General features: G+C 62.2%; 15 protein-coding genes and 1 pseudogene. 15 read left to right on the top strand and 1 reads right to left on the bottom strand.

All coding sequences use genetic code 11. From position 1 onward, the window contains the following. Positions 1 to 95: 95 nt before the first annotated feature. Positions 96 to 821, bottom strand: coding sequence for a hypothetical protein (locus CFE428DRAFT_RS13425; RefSeq protein WP_006980097.1), 726 nt, complete (start codon positions 819 to 821; stop codon positions 96 to 98). 141 nt (positions 822 to 962) lie between these two features. Between CFE428DRAFT_RS13425 and CFE428DRAFT_RS13430 the strand changes: the two genes are divergently transcribed. The 15 genes and pseudogenes from CFE428DRAFT_RS13430 to CFE428DRAFT_RS13505 all read left to right on the top strand — a co-directional run bounded on the left by CFE428DRAFT_RS13430 (position 963) and on the right by CFE428DRAFT_RS13505 (position 15,721). Next, positions 963 to 2,246 carry an outer membrane beta-barrel protein gene (locus tag CFE428DRAFT_RS13430; protein ID WP_131989356.1) on the top strand — a complete coding sequence of 428 codons (1,284 nt, stop codon included), beginning with the start codon at positions 963 to 965 and terminating at the stop codon, positions 2,244 to 2,246. A gap of 9 nt (positions 2,247 to 2,255) precedes the next feature. After that, on the top strand, positions 2,256 to 2,930 hold the full coding sequence (locus CFE428DRAFT_RS13435; protein ID WP_006980099.1) for a polysaccharide biosynthesis/export family protein: 675 nt from the start codon (positions 2,256 to 2,258) through the stop codon (positions 2,928 to 2,930). A 6-nt stretch (positions 2,931 to 2,936) separates the two neighbouring features. Next, positions 2,937 to 5,036: a polysaccharide biosynthesis tyrosine autokinase gene (locus CFE428DRAFT_RS33575; RefSeq protein ID WP_006980100.1), complete on the top strand. Its 2,100-nt coding sequence runs from the start codon at positions 2,937 to 2,939 to the stop codon at positions 5,034 to 5,036. Position 5,037: 1 nt separating this feature from the next. Then, positions 5,038 to 6,027, top strand: coding sequence for a GDP-mannose 4,6-dehydratase (locus tag CFE428DRAFT_RS13445; protein ID WP_006980101.1), 990 nt, complete (start codon positions 5,038 to 5,040; stop codon positions 6,025 to 6,027). After that, a complete protein-coding gene (locus tag CFE428DRAFT_RS13450) occupies positions 6,024 to 6,920 on the top strand; it encodes an ABC transporter permease (protein ID WP_006980102.1) in 897 nt (298 codons plus the stop codon). The genes CFE428DRAFT_RS13445 and CFE428DRAFT_RS13450 overlap by 4 nt, the downstream gene beginning before the upstream one ends. Next, positions 6,910 to 8,166, top strand: coding sequence for an ABC transporter ATP-binding protein (locus CFE428DRAFT_RS13455; RefSeq protein ID WP_006980103.1), 1,257 nt, complete (start codon positions 6,910 to 6,912; stop codon positions 8,164 to 8,166). Before CFE428DRAFT_RS13450 ends, CFE428DRAFT_RS13455 begins: the two co-directional genes overlap by 11 nt. Further along, positions 8,163 to 9,008 carry an FkbM family methyltransferase gene (locus CFE428DRAFT_RS13460; RefSeq protein WP_006980104.1) on the top strand — a complete coding sequence of 282 codons (846 nt, stop codon included), beginning with the start codon at positions 8,163 to 8,165 and terminating at the stop codon, positions 9,006 to 9,008. Before CFE428DRAFT_RS13455 ends, CFE428DRAFT_RS13460 begins: the two co-directional genes overlap by 4 nt. Next, on the top strand, positions 8,995 to 10,035 hold the full coding sequence (locus CFE428DRAFT_RS13465) for a glycosyltransferase (protein ID WP_006980105.1): 1,041 nt from the start codon (positions 8,995 to 8,997) through the stop codon (positions 10,033 to 10,035). The genes CFE428DRAFT_RS13460 and CFE428DRAFT_RS13465 overlap by 14 nt, the downstream gene beginning before the upstream one ends. Before the next feature lie 7 nt (positions 10,036 to 10,042). Further along, entirely contained in the window at positions 10,043 to 11,101 is a 1,059-nt protein-coding gene (locus CFE428DRAFT_RS13470) for a CgeB family protein (protein WP_006980106.1), read from the top strand. Positions 11,102 to 11,124: 23 nt separating this feature from the next. Further along, positions 11,125 to 11,520, top strand: a pseudogene (locus tag CFE428DRAFT_RS41060) (glycosyltransferase family 2 protein); the annotation flags it as partial. 130 nt (positions 11,521 to 11,650) lie between these two features. Next, on the top strand, positions 11,651 to 12,109 hold the full coding sequence (locus CFE428DRAFT_RS39785) for a hypothetical protein (protein WP_237705492.1): 459 nt from the start codon (positions 11,651 to 11,653) through the stop codon (positions 12,107 to 12,109). Further along, positions 12,106 to 13,320: a glycosyltransferase gene (locus CFE428DRAFT_RS13490; protein ID WP_006980110.1), complete on the top strand. Its 1,215-nt coding sequence runs from the start codon at positions 12,106 to 12,108 to the stop codon at positions 13,318 to 13,320. The genes CFE428DRAFT_RS39785 and CFE428DRAFT_RS13490 overlap by 4 nt, the downstream gene beginning before the upstream one ends. Further along, complete coding sequence (locus CFE428DRAFT_RS13495) at positions 13,317 to 14,024, top strand: glycosyltransferase family 2 protein (RefSeq protein ID WP_006980111.1); 708 nt, start codon at positions 13,317 to 13,319, stop codon at positions 14,022 to 14,024. Before CFE428DRAFT_RS13490 ends, CFE428DRAFT_RS13495 begins: the two co-directional genes overlap by 4 nt. 72 nt (positions 14,025 to 14,096) lie before the next feature. Continuing rightward, entirely contained in the window at positions 14,097 to 14,927 is an 831-nt protein-coding gene (locus CFE428DRAFT_RS13500) for a glycosyltransferase family 2 protein (protein WP_006980112.1), read from the top strand. Beyond that, positions 14,924 to 15,721 carry a glycosyltransferase family 2 protein gene (locus tag CFE428DRAFT_RS13505; protein ID WP_006980113.1) on the top strand — a complete coding sequence of 266 codons (798 nt, stop codon included), beginning with the start codon at positions 14,924 to 14,926 and terminating at the stop codon, positions 15,719 to 15,721. The genes CFE428DRAFT_RS13500 and CFE428DRAFT_RS13505 overlap by 4 nt, the downstream gene beginning before the upstream one ends. Positions 15,722 to 15,726 lie beyond the last annotated feature (5 nt).

Here is a 15,726-nt window from a genome sequence, read left to right on the forward strand (position 1 = left end):
GCCCACCGCGCTAGAGCCGTTCATCTCGGGAAAGCAAGGCGTTGCGCGCGAGTGGATAGCCATCGCGCTCGGAGATCGCGATCCACCTCAACGCGCTACGGACTGACCACCGAGGGATCGGGCAGGTGCGGCTCGTTGGCGTAATTGCTGTCACCGGCGTCACCCACCCCCGAGATGCTCTTCGAACCGCTGACTTGATTGAAGAGCGCACCGGGATCGCCGAAAAGCGCGGTATCCACGGCGCTTTGCGTGGCTCCGGGATCGCCACCGGCGTCGACAGCCGCCTGCACAATGGCTTCCGCCAAAGTCATGGGATCACCAACCAGATCAGCGGGGGGATTGGGATCCTGAACCGGAAGAGGCGATTGCGAGCCGTCGACGGGCGATTTGTAGTCCCGCTCCGATTTGAAATCCCGTTCCTTGGCCACGATGGGCGCCGCCTGCGGGGCTCCGACCCCCGGCTGGGGCCCGTGTTGGTAATGCACTTCCTTCCACGGATTGGGAACGGCGAGCGCCGCCGCGGCGGCAATCCCCGGGGCGGACTTCGGCGCGACGCTCACGGCCGCGCGCACGATTTGCAAAGCGCTATCCGGGGCTGTGTGGACGGCGGAGTAAACAATCGCGGCGATTTGTTTCGAAGAGGCGCCAGACCCGAGCCCCTGAATGGCCGCCTGCGTCACCGGACCGGCGACCGAGGAAGCGTTCGCTCCAGCGGCCTTCAGCGTGCGGGCCACCATGGCGGGGGCCAATCCGGGCGTGGCCGCGATTTCCTGCCGCAGCACCGTCATCGCCTCTTCGGCCGAGGCGGGCACAACGGCCATCGCCAACCCACAAAATAGGAGTGGAATTACGGAGCAGCGTTTCATACAGAGTGTTACGTATGTGAACTCTAGAGAACGTTTGATAATTTTTGTTGTCAATCGTGTTTTTCATATTACGTGTAATTCCCCATAAAAGGCCACTTGAATTTTCGCCCCCTCGATTTTCAGCTTCGCCCCCTGCCTGTCCTTTGGATGGCGCAGGCGGTTTTCTTTTGTACCGTGAGTGGCGCGCTCGCACAAGAATCCATCCGGCCGTCCCAGACGGGCTCCCTCGCCTCCGAGGCCCGCAAGGAGCCGGAGAATGATGGCCATTACTTCATGAAAGCGGGGCCGATCGATTTTAACGCCTCGGCCTCGGTCGGGTTGGAATACAACGACAACGTCGGCCTCTCGGAAGTGAACCGGCAGAGCGACCTCATCGTGCGCCCGGAGATCAATCTCAACAGCGTGTGGCACGTCACCACCCTCAACACGCTGCGATTCAATATCGGCGTGGCCTACTCCGCCTATACCCAGCATAGCGATCTCAATACTCGTAGTATCCTGCTCGATCCCGGTTCGGAATTGTCTTTCGACATCTACGTCGGCGGCATCTTGAAGATCAATGTCCACGATCGCTTTGCCATTATACAGAACCCGATCGATGAGCCGACGCTCAGCAACACGGCGCGTTTCGATCGCTTCCAAAACACCGCCGGTGTCACGGCGCTGCTCGATTTCAATGACCTGAAGTTCGTTCTCGGTTACGATCACTTCACCTACCGCACCTTCAGCGACGAGTTCGACTTTCTCGACCGCCATGAGGAACAATTCTACGGCAGCGCCAGCCTGCAGTTGACCGATGCGCTGGTCGCCGGTGCGGACCTGAGCGGAGCGGTGGTGAAATACCAGACCGGTTTCAATAACAACGGCACGACGTGGAGCGCCGGCCCATTTCTCGAAGCCACGCTTTCCAATTACACCAAGCTGCGCATCACTGCCGGCTATCAGGGGATGAACTTCGACGGGAATGGCGAGAACGGCGACACGACCAACTTTGCCGGCTGGTACGGCAGCGTCACTATCTCGCAGCGGCTCAATCGCTACTGGAGCCATTCCTTGAGCGCCGGCCACGAAGCGCGCCTCGGCCTGGAGGTGAATTTCTACGAATACGATTACGTGCGCTATCTCGCGCAGTGGCAGATCAATCCGCGCCTGAATGCGTCGATCGACGGCTTCGTCGAGAACGCCAATGAATCTGGCACCATGGTGGCACAGGATTCCGAAAACTCGCTGCGCTGGGGCGCGGGCATATCGCTGGGCTGGCGTCTCGGCAACAAAGTGTCCCTCAACCTGGGCTACCACTACGTGAATAAAAATTCCGATCTGCCCTTGCGCGATTACTATCAAAATGTCGGCACACTCGGTGTGAGCTACACCTTCTAACCCGTTCTGATGATGCTCTCCCGCTCCGTTTGGCTTTTCCTTTGCGTGGCTTTGCTCGCCGTCGCGCCGCTGCGCGCCCAGCGGGCGACCCTGCTGGAAAAACCACCGCAGACGGACGCTGCCGCAGTCGTGGCCGCGACCACTTCCATGGACGTGCTGGATTCCACACGGCGACTCGGTGCTGGCGATCGCTTGAGCTACCGCGTCGTCGAGGAGCGCCGCGATCCCGTCGGGCTCATGGTGGCGGACAGCGGCGAAGTCGAAGTGCCGCTCATCGGCCGCGTGAAAGCCGCCGGCCGCACGTGCAAGGAACTGGCACTGGCCATCCGGCCGATGCTGGAGAAGGAGTATTTTTACAAGGCCACGGTAATCATCGGACTCGACGCCGTGAGTGCCAAGGCGCGCGGCCGCGTTTACATCAGCGGCCAGGTCCGGTCGCAGGGCTCGATCGACATTCCGCCCGACGAGCGGTTCACCCTTAGCAAGGCGATCCTCAAGGCCGGCGGCTTCGCGGACTTCGCGAATCACCACAAGGTCAAACTCATCCGCAAGAATGCCAATGGCAACGCGCAAACGACCATCGTGGATCTCGATCTCGTGACCGTGCATGGCGAACTCGACAAAGACCCGGAACTTCAGCCTGACGACACGATCATCGTTCCCGAGAAGTTCGTGAATTTCTGAGCCGCGATGGACGCTCACCCAGCCGCCACGCCAGCCCGGGATCAGGATGCCGCCTCATGGTGGTACCTCATCCACACGAAGATCTACCGCTATCGCGCGCTCCTGCGGAAGTATTGGTGGATGGTGCTCTTCACCACCTGCGCGGGCATGGCGATCGGCGCCTGGATGCTGGCGCACCAGCAGGTCGTCTACGTTTCCACCGGCCGCATCATGGCCAGCGGGAAGATCAATCTCCCCGAGGGCGTGACCTACACCGAGGAGATGAATCTCTTCATCTCCACGCAGCGCGAACTCATGCAGGACGAAGCGGTGCGTCAGCGCGCGGCCAATCTCGTGCGCAGCAACAATCCCGAGCTTACGCCGTGTCCCATCACGCTTTTCGTCGCGCCGCTGCCGCAGACTTCCATTTTCAATCTCTCGGCCATCGGGACGGAGCCGCAGTATCCGCAGAAATTTCTCGATGCGCTGATGCACGAGTACATCGCCACCCGGCGCGAAATGCGGACGGAAAAGAGCGAGGACGCCGAGAGCTCGATCGAGGATGAAATCTCGCGCGTGCAGGCCGACGTGCGCAAGGAAGAGGAAAAGCTCGTTACCTTTCAGCGGGAGAACAACGTGGGCTTCCTCGAGCAGGGCGGCAACAGCGCGGGGGCCTATCTTGCCAAGCTGAATACCCAACTTGCCGAGTTTAAGAAAGAGGCGCAGTTGCTCGATCTCTTCCAGCTCGACCAGAAAATCGCCGCCGATGAAAGCCGGGCCGGCGACAAGGACGGCGAACGCAATCCGCGCTTAACGGGCCAGCCGGAAATGGAATACACGCACGCGCGGCAGCAGATCGAAGTGCTGAAAAGCGAACGCGCGGAGTATGCGAAGGATCTGCGGTCGAAGCATCCGATCATGGTCGAGCTCGACCGCCAGATCGCGCAACAGCAGCAGCTCATCGACGCCTTCCGAAAACAAAGCGCGGAGGACCTGCAACACCGGCGGGAAGCGACGCGCCTGGAGATCGAGAATCTCGAAAAGACGATCAAGGAATGGGAAGCCAAGGCGCTCGATTTGAGCCAGCGCCTGGCCGAATACGGTTCGCTGCAGGCCAACGTGACCCGGGCGCGCGCGCAGCTCGAATCGCTCAGCCGCTCGAAGGGGAACGTCGAGATCAACCGCAATGTCGACCAGGATATCATTTCGATTCGCCAGCGGGCCAGCGCCGCCACGCCGCAGAAACCGGGCGCGGTGAAGACGGTCGGCACCGGGATCGGGCTCGGTCTCTTCGTCGGCCTGCTGCTGCTGGTCTTGATCGACCAACTCGACGACCGCGTGGCCTCCTACACTGAGTTTCAGTCCTATTTCCGCGAACGCGTTTTCGCCCAGATCCCGCACAGCCCCTCGGACGGTCGGTCGGAGTCTCCGGCGATCCTCATGCCCGAGGATGAGCGCCACGCTTTTGCCGAGGCCTTCCGCTCGCTGCGTTCTTCGATCGCCTTTCTCCCGGTGGCGGGCGCGCCCCCCAAGGTCATCCTCATCACCAGCGCGGTGCCGAATGAAGGCAAGAGCACCGTGGCCGTGAATTTCGCCATCACCCTGGCGCTCGCGGGCTCCCGCGTCTTGCTCGTGGATGGTGACCTGCGGCGTGGTGAATTGCACCGCTCCTTCGGCCTGACCAACGACGCCGGTTTCGGCGATGTCCTCTCCGGCCGCAAATCCCTGGATGATGCGATTCAACTCACGCTGGTGCCTGGCCTGATGCTCCTCTCCCGCGGCCGCGGCGTGCCGAATCCCGGCGAACTTTATCTCGGCAGGAGCGCCGACGAATTCCTCAAGACGGTGCATGCGGAGTTCGATTACGTGGTGCTCGACAGCTCGCCAGTGATGGCCGCCGATGACACCACCAGCCTCGCGCCCAAGGCCGATGCCGCGGTCTTCGTCTTCCGCTTTACCTCCTCGAGCACGCGTGCCAGCCGCAAGGCGCTGGAACTCCTGCGCGAGCGCCAGACGAATGTCATCGGCATCGTCTGCAATGACGTCTCCGAGGCGATGCAGGATTACTATTACTATCGGTATCCGGATTACTACGCCACGGCGAAGAGCGACCAAGCCGGTGTCTGATATGTCCCGCCGCGTCGCGTTTGTCACTGGCATCACGGGACAGGATGGTTCGTATCTTGCGGAGCTTCTCCTCGAGAAGGACTACGAAGTGCACGGCATGGTGCGGCGGGCCGCTCTCGAAGCGCCCGAGCAGCGACTGGGCCGCATCCGCCATTTGCTGAATGACATCGAGTTGCACGCTGCGTCGCTCGATAGTTTCGCCAGCCTGTTCAAAGTCGTGAATCGCATTCGCCCCACGGAATGCTATCATCTCGCGGCTTCGAGCTTCGTCAGTTATTCGTTCGAGGAGGAATTCGAAACGCTGCATGCCAATGTCGGCAGCACGCACTATCTGCTCTCGGCGGTCCACGATTGCGCTCCGGCCTGCCGCGTTTATTTCGCCGGCACGAGCGAGATGTTCGGCGCGGCGCGCGAAACACCGCAGCACGAGTGCACCGCTTTCGTCCCGCGCAGCATCTACGGCATCTCCAAGGTCGCGAGCTTCGATCTCGTGCGCAATTATCGCACGCGCTACCATCTCCACGCGAGCAGCGGCATCTTGTATAATCACGAAAGCCCGCGCCGGTCTCCGGAATTCGTCACCCAGAAAATCGTCACCGGTGCCGCGCGCATCCGCGCCGGACTGGCTTCCGAGTTGCGACTGGGCAATCTCGAGGCGCGGCGTGACTGGGGGCACGCGGCGGATTACGTGCGCGCCATGTGGCTCATGCTCCAGCAGGAGGTGCCGTCCGATTTCGTCATCGCCACCGGCGTGACGCATACCGTGCGGGAATTTTGCGAGCGGGCCTTTGCCCGGGCCGGTCTCGATGCGCAGGAGCACATCGTTTCCGACAACCGCTTTTTCCGGGAGAGTGAAGAGCAGGAATTGCGGGGTGATGCCTCGCGCGCGCGTCAGATTCTCGGCTGGCAGCCGTCCTATGATTTCGAGGCGCTGGTCAACGAAATGACGGATGCCGCGCTGGCCGCTACCGGGGAGGTCGTGGCGCCATGAGTGCTCCCGTCGCCCCCCCCGAGGTCGAACCTCTGGCCGTTGCCGAACCTGCGCCAGTCTCCGCGAAACCGCCAATGGTGTGCATCCGCCCGCCGCGCGCCTGGGAGGCGCTCGACCTGTCTGGCCTCTGGCGCTTCCGCGATTTGCTCCTCGCGCTCGCCGTGCGCGACATCAAGCTCCGTTATCGCCAGACAGTCCTGGGCGTGTTGTGGGTCATCCTCCAGCCTCTGCTTGGTGCGGGCATCTTCGCTTTCGTCTTTGGCCGCGTAGCCCGATTGGATTCGGGCGGCCAGCCGTATGTGTTGTTTGCCTATGCCGGCTTGCTGGCGTGGAATCTTTTCAACGGCGTGGTGCTCAAGGCCTCCGGCTCGCTGGTGGCCAATGCGCCGCTGGTCTCCAAGGTTTTCTTCCCGCGTCTGCTTCTTCCGTTTTCCGGCGTGATTTCCGCGCTGTTGGATTTCGGCATCGCCCTCGTCGTGGGGGAAATATTGCTCCTCATTTCCGGCCAGCCTCCGACAGTCTCCTTGTTGATGGCGCCGCTGTGGCTGTTCTTTTCTCCTGCTGCTGGCCACCGGCGTCGGCTTGCTTTGCGCGGCGCTGGCGGTCGCTTATCGCGACGTGAATCCACATCCTGCCCGGTGGCGTTGCAATTCCTGCTCTACGCCAGTCCGGTGGGTTACACCATTGCTATCATCCCTGCCGGCCTGCCACGCTTGCTCTACAAGCTGAATCCGCTTGCACCTTTCATCGAAGGCTTTCGCGTTTCACTCCTCGGCCATGGCTTGATCGGCGTGCGTTCGAGCACCTATGCCTGTTTCATGGCCGTCGTCATTTTCCTCGCCGGGCTCATCGTTTTCCGCCGCATGGAGCGGCAATTTGCCGATGTCATCTGACACCGTCATTTCCGTGCGGAACATCGGAAAGACGTTTCGCATCGCCTCCACCCAGCATCGCGCCACCACGCTCGCGGAATTGGTCGCGCAAAAGCTGCGCAAACCTTTTACCCGCCATAGCCGCGAGACGGAATTCGAGGCGCTCCACGATGTCTCCTTCGAGGTCGATCGCGGGGAAGTGCTCGGGATCATCGGCCGCAACGGCGCGGGCAAATCGACGCTGCTCAAAATCCTCTCGCAGATCACGCCGCCGACCCGCGGTGAGATCGACCTGCACGGGCGAGTGGGCGCGCTGCTCGAGGTGGGCACCGGTTTCCATCCGGAACTCACCGGCCGCGAAAACATCTATCTCAACGGCGCCATCCTCGGCATGAACCGGCGCGAGATCGATCGCGAGTTTGATAGCATCGTCGCTTTTGCCGAGACCGAGCAGTTTCTCGATGTGCCGGTGAAGCGCTACTCCAGCGGCATGTATGTGCGGCTCGCCTTTTCCGTCGCCGCGCATTTGCGGCCGGATATTCTCATCGTGGATGAAGTCCTCGCCGTCGGCGATCTGGCTTTCCAGCGCAAGTGCCTCGGCAAGATGGGCGAGATCGCCCGGGAAGAAGGCCGGGCCGTGCTACTCGTCAGCCACAATGCGGCCGCGGTCCGGGCGCTCTGCGAGCGCGCCATTCTGCTGGACCGCGGACGAGTCGTGCATGACGGCGAGGTGAATGACGTGCTCCGCTCGTATCTCGATATCGAGCCCAGCGGGGCGGCTGTGCTCACCTGGACAGAGACCAATGCGCCGCGGGAAGGCGGCTTTCGTTACCGTAGCGTCGCCGTCCTCAATTCCCGCGGTGAGCCGGCCTCAGTCCTTTCCCACGACGAGCCTTTCACGATTCGCCTGGAATATGAGCTCGATCGGCCGTTGCCGGGATTGAGGGTCGGCTTCCTCATGCAGACCACGGAGGGCGTGGAGGTGTGCGGCTCGAACGATGTACACGTGGCCGATGAGGAGACGCGCCAACCCGGGCGCAAGTTCAGCGAATGCCGTTTCCCCGCGCACTTGCTGAATGAAGGCCGCTATCAACTTCGTTTCGGCGCCGATGTACCCCACGGGCCGGTCTACATTCTCACGCCCTATTGCCTCGAGTTCTCCGTCGAGGATCACGAACGTCACGGCGAATCGCGTTACCGACTGCCGGGCGTGCTCCGCCCCGCGCTTCATTGGGCGATCGATTCCACCTCGCCAGCCATCGGATGAGCACGGGGAAAAAATTGCGCGGATGGCTTTGGAATGCGCTGCTCGCCTCACGATCGCTGCGGCGGCGTTTGGCGTACCATCTTCTTTACCGTTACCCTGCGGACCTCGACGCCCGGGTGCCCCTCGGCGAAGGCCTCTCCAGTCCGCTGTTCGATCAGGAATTCGGCGCCTCGTTTGCCGAGATTTTTCTGCACCAGGAATACGCGCCGATGCTCGAAGCCATCGGCACGCCGCGCCGTTGGATCGATCTCGGATGTTATGCCGGTTTCTTTTCGCTTTGGCTGGAATGGCAGCGCCGGCGCCGCGGCGAGCGCGCTCCTTCGCAGGCCTTGCTGGTCGATGCCAATGCTTCGATGGAAGACTGGATCCGGCGGCTCATCGCGATGAATGGCCTGGAATCGAATTGGAATTTCCTGCGGAGCGCGATTGCCGAAGGCCGGGGCGAGTGTGAATTCGTGGAGCGCTCCTACATGGGCTCGTCGCTCGGAGGGCTGGATAAAACACCCGGCCTCCATACGCGGGTGCCGGTGTTGGATGAAGACGAGTTGTTCCGCATTTTTCCACCACCCTACGACTTGCTAAAGGCGGACATCGAGGGCGCGGAGTATGAGCTGCTCCTCCACTATCGTCGCTTGATCGAGCAGAGCCGTTGTCTTTGTCTCGAATGGCATTCCTGGCACGCGGGCCGCGGCAGTCTCACCCAGATCCGCGAGATCGCGGAAAAACTGGGCCTGCGCATGGCGGAAGAACTGCAACCCGCGCGGGTTCTGCCCAGCGGAGACCAGACTGGCGTTCTCCTGTTCGTGAATCCCCGTTTCTCCGACCAACATGCCGTCGCTTGATCTTGCGCGCTGGGCCATTGTCGGAGTGAAGGATGAGACCGGCGTCGGGCGCATGGCGGAGGACTTGCGGCGGTCGCTGGATCCGATCCGCCAGTTGGTCGCCCCGTCCTACCGTGGCAACACCAATCATGCAGCCGGCAGTGATTGTCCGCTCGCCTTGGAGAGCGACGAGACGCTCCGCCAGCAACTCGCGGCATTTCAAGGGATCATCATCTTTGAAGATACCGATTGGTCGCGACAGGCCGTGCGTGTGGCCCATGCCGCTGGGGTCAAAACGGTCCACGTCGTGCTTTGGGAATGGCTGCGCTTCTATGTTCCAGAATGGCAACTCTGCGATCTCTTCGTCTGCGTGCACGGCATGGCCGAGAAGACTTTGCGCAAGCTCGGCTTTCGCCGACTTGCCCGCCTCGTTTGGCCGCTCGACCTCAGCCAGCTCCCCCAAAGGGAAATCCGCGGCCCCGCGCGGGAATTTGCCCACAATGCTGGTCTTCTGGAGAAGGAGGATCGGAAAGGCACGGCCATCACGCTCGAAGCTTTTCGTTCCGTCCCGCTGCCCGATATCCAACTCGTGATCCGCACCCAAAACGCATTTGCGCTGCCCTGTGACGATCCGCGCGTGCGCATCGAGTCGCAGCACGTGGAGCACCACGGCGATCTCTACCGGCAGGGCGATGTGGCCGTGCAGCCGTCCAAATGCGAAGGACTCGGCTTCATGATCCTGGAAGCGATCGCCTCAGGCCTCCCGGTCGTCACGACGGATTATCCGCCGATGAACGAATATGTGTCATCGAGCCATTTGCTCGCGGCGACACGCTGGGGAAAATCTCCGGCGGAGCAGACCTCCTATATCCACCAGGCGCACTTCAAGATTCCCAAGGTCTCGTCCCTGGCGCGCTGTATCCAGTGGTGCGCGACTCACGACTTGGAGCCGATCAGCGCGCGCAATCGGCTCTGGGCGAAAGAAACATTCCATCCGGAAAAGGTGCGGCGCGAGTGGATCGTCGCCCTCGAAAGGCTCCTGTCCTGACGGCGGTATGCGCATCTTTTACGCCGCCGATTCGTCGCCGAATCCCGATTTTGCCTCGAACCTGTGGCGCCGGAATTTGCATGATTCCCTGGTGTCGCTGGGAAATGAAGTCATCGAATTTGATTACGATTTGGCGGAAACCTTCCGCCATCTGGAAGACGCGCCTTTTATCGTGCAAAACCGCCCGCGTCTCGGTGAAGCTCTGCTCGCTCAGATTCGTGCCGCGCACGCGGAGAAGCCACTGCAGGTTTTCTTCAGCTATTTTTATGACGCCTGCGTGGAACCGGCGGTGATCGATGCCATTCGCGGGCTGGGCATTGCGACGGTGAACTGGTTCTGCAACGCCAGCTACCAATTGCATCTCGTGAGCGGCCTCGCGCCGCATTACGATTGGTGTCTCGTTCCCGAGCATTTTCGTCTCGACGATTACCGCGCGCTCGGCGCTCGCCCGATTTATTGCCAGGAGGCGGCGAATCCGCGGACGTATCAGCCGTGCGAAGTGCCCTTGGAATTCGATGTTGCCTTCGTCGGGCAATGTTACGCGGACCGACCCGATATCGTGCTCTGGTTGCGCGAGCAGGGACTCGATGTGCGAGTCTGGGGCGCGCGGTGGGAATATCACGTGCCGCCCCCATCGCGAAATCCGCTGCGGCATTGGTTGGGTAATTCACGAGGGTTGCCCGCGCACGCCGTCGGCGGGGTCCTTGACGATGCCTCGCTCGTGCAGCTCTACAGCAAGGCGCGGATCAACCTCGGCTTCGCCACCGTGGGCGACAATCGAAACGCGCCGCGCGTGACGCAAGTCCGGTTGCGGGATTTCGAAGTGCCGATGAGTGGCGGCTTTTACCTCGCTGAGCACAGCGACGAACTCGCGGAATTTTTCACTCCCGGGGTGGAAATCGAAACATGGCGCACCCGCGAGGAATTGCTCGAGAAGTGCCGTCACTATCTCGCACACGATGACCAGCGCCGCGCGATCGCCGCCGCCGGCCGGGCGCGCGCCTTGCGGGAACATACCTGGGAGCATCGCTTCACGGCTGCTTTTCAAACCATGGGCCTGGCATGAACGCGCCGCTGATTTCCGTCATCATGCCGGTCTACAACGCGGCTCCGTTCGTCCAGGAGGCGATCGAGAGCGTGCTCGCGCAGACCCTCGGCGATTTCGAGCTCATCCTGATCGATGATGCCTCTATTGACGACAGCCGGGAGGTTCTGGCGCGAGTGACCGACCCACGGTGCCGCGTCCTCGCTCATTCAGCCAACCGCGGCGCCGCGGAAGCCAGGAACCGGGGAATTGCTGGAGCTCGCGGCAAATTCATTGCTTTTCTGGATGCCGACGACATTGCGGTGCCAGAGCGCTTCGCGCGACAGGTGGAATGGCTGCGGGCTCATCCCGATGTCGGCGTGCTTGGCTCGTGTATCGAGCACATCGACACTGCCGGAAAATCGCTCGGCTTGATCGACCTGACGGAGCTTGAGCCGCGCGCCCTCCGGGCCCGGCTCCTGTTTCACAATCGTCTCGCGCAATCGAGTGTCATGCTGCGTGCCTCCGCGCTCGACGTGCGTTTCCGTCGCGAGTTCGAACCGGCCGAAGACTACGATCTTTGGACCCCGTTTGAAATGCGGTCTGGCGGTGATGGGGGAGACCCTCGTGCGCTATCGCGTGCATACCCAAAGCGTGAGCGCCACCAAGGCCGCCGCCATGCTCCGTGCGGTGGCCGCCATTCACGCCGCGCAGTTGGAAAAATTTGGCCTCCGCGACCCGGAGCACCTTCACGAGTCACTGGTTGCTTTCGATCCGATCGCTTCGCTCGACCTCTTCACTCGAATCGAGCGTTGGCTATGCACTCTCCGCGAAGCGAACCGGAACCATCGGTGTCACGAGCCGGAAATCTTCGATCGCCTGCTCGAGGCGCGCTGGTTCGAAACCGCTGGCCGCGCTTTTCAATTGGGAATTCGCGGATGGAAGATTTGGCGTAATTCCGTCGTGCACCGCGCCTCGCGTCGGGACGATCTGCGTTTCTTCCTTCGCGCCCTTCGCCAGGATCTGGGACGTCCGTTTCGGCAGTCATGAAGATCCTGCTCGTCAATAATCAATGGCGGCTCGGCGGTGCGGAAACCGTGGTGCACCAACTGCGGCGCGGATTGCCTTCTTCTCGCCTCGCCGTAGCCGATGGCAAAGTCTTCCCGCACGACACACATCCACTCTATCCGCGAGCGCTGGCGCGACTTCATCACTCGCGATTCCATTCCGTCGTCGAGCGTTTCGCTCCCCGTGCGCAGTGGACGGATCGCGCCTTTCGCCGACTGGCCGAGACCTCTTACGACGTGGTGCATCTGCACAACTTTCACGGCCGTTACGCCTCGATCGAATCGCTGGCCTACGTAGCTCGCCGCAAGCCGCTGGTCTGGACCTTTCACGCCTTGTGGGGAGTGACCGGCGGCTGTGACCATCCGCGCGATTGCCGGCGATATCTTGAGGCCTGCGGCGATTGCCCTCAACTCGGCCGTTGGCCGCTCTCCGCGCACGACGACACCGCCGCGCAACTCGCCGCCAAACTCACCCACCTCGCCCCGCTCCCGCTGAATATCATCGCGCCCTCGCGCTGGCTGGCCGGGATCGTGGGCGCCAGCCGCGTGGGCCGCCACTGGCGGGTGCATCACATCCCCAATGCCGTCGACACGGGCTTCTGCCAGGCGCTCGCCGCCCCGCCGTGCGTGAATCGTGAAGCGGGGACGATCCTCATCGTGAACCGGAATTTCCGCGACGAACAAAAAGGATTCCCGATCCTCCAGGCCGCGCTTGCCACCGTCGCCGCGCGAACGCCATCGAGGCCGCGCTTGATCCTCGCCGGGGAAAATTCCGAGTGGGCGCGGGAAAATCTTGTCGACTGGTCTTGCGAATCGCACGGCTACGTCTCCGACGTCGCCAGGCTCGCGAAGCTGCACGCCAGGGCAGATATCTTCCTCTTCGCTTCGCCGGCGGAAAATTTCCCGTGCGTGATCCTCGAGGCGATGGCGGCCGGGAATTGCGTGGTAGCCACACCCAGCGGTGGTGTGGTCGAGCAAGTTGAGAATGGAAAATCGGGCTTACTCGCCGCGGATATTTCCGGGGAGGCGTTGGGAAAGGCGCTCGCCTGCGCCGTGGGCGATCCCGCGTTGTGTCGGCAGATCGGAGAAGCCGCGCGCGAACGCGTGCAGCGTGAATTCAACGAGACACTTTTTCTCGAGCGTCACCGGCGACTCTATGCCGAAGTAATCGAGCGCTGGGGGACGAAACCATGAAATACGCGGTCGTCATTCCCGCCTTTCAAGCCGCCGCGACCCTGGCCCCAGTGATCGCCGCGTGGCGGACCATGGCTCCCGCGTCTGAAGCGATTCTGGTAATCGACGATGGCTCCACAGACGGCACCACCGAAGTCGCCAAACGCGAAGGCGCGACGGTCGTTCGCATGGCGGTGAATTCCGGACGCGGGGCGGCGAGGGCGCGAGGCGTACAGGAGACAGACGCGCCTTTCATCCTCATGTGCGACACCGCGTTGACCCCCGCGCCGGATTTCATGTCGCAAGCCATCCCGTGGTTTGCCGATTCCAAAGTCGGCGCCGTTTTTGCTTATGTCGTTCAACAGGAACCCAAGACCTTCGTGGAGCGCTGGCGAGGACGTCATCTCTTCAAATCCGCGCCGCCAGTGCAAAATCGCCGCGCTCTTCTCGCGACCAGCATTTGCATTCTACGGCGGGAGGCAGTCGAGCAGGTGGGCGGCTTCGATGCTGCGTTACGCGCCGGGGAGGATGCGGATCTTGGCCGGCGATTGCTGGCGGCGGGTTGGGACGTCGTGACCGATCCGACGCTTTGGGCGTTGAGCCATACTCGGGATTCCGCGCATGGACTGCTCGGACGCTACGCCCGGGTGGAATTCTCCGCAAGGAGTGTGGGGTCGCGCGTGGCTGCGCCAATTTGCCTACGCGGTGAAAACGATGGCCCGTGAAGATCTCCGGGCCGGCGATCCGCTCGCGGCGTTGCTCAGCCTGGCCACGCCGTTCTACCAATTGCGCCGTCGATGAAATTCAGCGTGATCATTCCCACCTGTCATCGCCCGGAGCTGCTGGCGCAGTGTCTCCGTCGCCTACCTGGCACGGAAGCCGAGATCATCGTCAGCGATGACGGTCGCGATGCTGCCACGCGCACTTTCGTCGAACGGGAATTCCCTCACGCGCGTTGGCTCGCCGGCCCACATCGCGGCCCAGCGGCCAATCGCAATCAAGGCGCACGTGCCGCGGCGGGCGAATGGCTGGCCTTTGTCGACGACGATTGTGAACCGCAACCTGGCTGGCTGGCCGCGTTGGAACAAGCCGCTGGCGATGTCGACGTGGTGGAGGGCCGCACCCTGGCGCCCGGGGCGACCGATTCGCCGTTTGAAGAACACGTCGAAAACCAAACCGGAGGGGTGCTTTGGAGCTGCAATTTCGCCATTCGCCGCGACGTCTTCGAACGGCTCCACGGTTTCGACGAAGACTTTCTCGAAGCGGGCGGCGAGGACATGGAACTCGCCTGGCGTGTCGCCCAAGCGGGCCTGCGTGTGCGGTTCGCTCCCGATGCGCTGGTCCATCATCCGCCGCGCCATGTCGGTTGGCGCGGTCTGTGGCGGCGCACCTGGATGATCCGCTGGATGAGCCTTTATCGCTTCAAAACCGGCGAAGCCCGATCGTTTCCGCACGCCATGGTGGACGAAGTCGTGTTGCTCCTGCGCCAAACGGCGCAATTGCTCACCCGCCGTCATTTGCCCTGGCCGCGCCGCCGCTGTTTTCACGTGGCCTGGAGTTGGCTTACCTTTCCGTTCGTCCTGCCTTACATCCTCTATTGGGATTGGCGTTTTGCTGCGAAACGATGAGCGCCGGGATCCGTCTTAGTATTGCCCTCGTCACGCGCAATCGCCCCGCGAACCTTCGTCGGTGCCTCGCCAGTCTGCGTGCCCAGGAGGCGCAGCCTTTTGAAATCATCGTCTCCGATGACAGTGACGATCCGTCCGCTGCTGTGGCCATTGCGAAGGAGTTTGGTGCGAACCATGTCGTCGGGCCGCGTCGCGGTCTGTACGCGAATCGCAACGTCGCCGCCCTCGCCTGTCATGGCAGTCACATTCGGACGATGGATGACGATCACACCCTGCCGCAAGGACATCTGCGCGCCTGCCTGGAAGCCGTCGAGCGCCAACCGAACGCGCTGTGGACTTGCGGGGAACAAAGCTTCATCGACGAAAAGCCGAATACCTTCACCGCGCAGGCCGCGCAGTTACACCCCAGCGGCGTCGCGAGCGCGATCGCGGATCCCGATGACAATTGGGCGATCGCGGATGGGGCGACGATCTATCCGCGTGAGGTCTTCGATCGCGGGTTCCGATACGTCGAGGAGTTCGGCTACGGCTCATCGTATCTGGAATTCGGCGCTCTGCTCTACGCGCGCGGCTGGCCCAGCCGCTGTGTGCCTGGAGCCTTTGTCGAACACCACGACGAAGCGGCTGCCCAAAACCGCCGCGCCCCCCTGAGCTGTCTCTACGCGAGCCTTTGCTACAACCTTTACTTCCGCCCCAACCTTCTTCGTACGGTGCGTTATGCCGCACGCCATGCCGCCCATTTTGGTGGACTGCCGCGACTGCTGCGCCTGGCCCGCGAGCGCTGGCAACCATGAGCTCC

The sequence above is a fragment of the Chthoniobacter flavus Ellin428 genome (assembly GCF_000173075.1).
Classification (GTDB): Bacteria; Verrucomicrobiota; Verrucomicrobiia; order Chthoniobacterales; family Chthoniobacteraceae; genus Chthoniobacter; species Chthoniobacter flavus.

What these genes read in the sequence shown, in the direction of transcription:
- CFE428DRAFT_RS13425 (WP_006980097.1), bottom strand. Translation starts at nt 821, where the DNA reads ATGGCCGTTGTGCCCGCCTCGGCCGAAGAGGCGATGACGGTGCTGCGG.
- CFE428DRAFT_RS13435 (WP_006980099.1), top strand. Translation starts at nt 2,256, where the DNA reads ATGATGCTCTCCCGCTCCGTTTGGCTTTTCCTTTGCGTGGCTTTGCTC.
- CFE428DRAFT_RS33575 (WP_006980100.1), top strand. Translation starts at nt 2,937, where the DNA reads ATGGACGCTCACCCAGCCGCCACGCCAGCCCGGGATCAGGATGCCGCC.
- CFE428DRAFT_RS13445 (WP_006980101.1), top strand. Translation starts at nt 5,038, where the DNA reads ATGTCCCGCCGCGTCGCGTTTGTCACTGGCATCACGGGACAGGATGGT.
- CFE428DRAFT_RS13450 (WP_006980102.1), top strand. Translation starts at nt 6,024, where the DNA reads ATGAGTGCTCCCGTCGCCCCCCCCGAGGTCGAACCTCTGGCCGTTGCC.
- CFE428DRAFT_RS13455 (WP_006980103.1), top strand. Translation starts at nt 6,910, where the DNA reads ATGTCATCTGACACCGTCATTTCCGTGCGGAACATCGGAAAGACGTTT.
- CFE428DRAFT_RS13460 (WP_006980104.1), top strand. Translation starts at nt 8,163, where the DNA reads ATGAGCACGGGGAAAAAATTGCGCGGATGGCTTTGGAATGCGCTGCTC.
- CFE428DRAFT_RS13465 (WP_006980105.1), top strand. Translation starts at nt 8,995, where the DNA reads ATGCCGTCGCTTGATCTTGCGCGCTGGGCCATTGTCGGAGTGAAGGAT.
- CFE428DRAFT_RS13470 (WP_006980106.1), top strand. Translation starts at nt 10,043, where the DNA reads ATGCGCATCTTTTACGCCGCCGATTCGTCGCCGAATCCCGATTTTGCC.
- CFE428DRAFT_RS13490 (WP_006980110.1), top strand. Translation starts at nt 12,106, where the DNA reads ATGAAGATCCTGCTCGTCAATAATCAATGGCGGCTCGGCGGTGCGGAA.
- CFE428DRAFT_RS13495 (WP_006980111.1), top strand. Translation starts at nt 13,317, where the DNA reads ATGAAATACGCGGTCGTCATTCCCGCCTTTCAAGCCGCCGCGACCCTG.
- CFE428DRAFT_RS13500 (WP_006980112.1), top strand. Translation starts at nt 14,097, where the DNA reads ATGAAATTCAGCGTGATCATTCCCACCTGTCATCGCCCGGAGCTGCTG.
- CFE428DRAFT_RS13505 (WP_006980113.1), top strand. Translation starts at nt 14,924, where the DNA reads ATGAGCGCCGGGATCCGTCTTAGTATTGCCCTCGTCACGCGCAATCGC.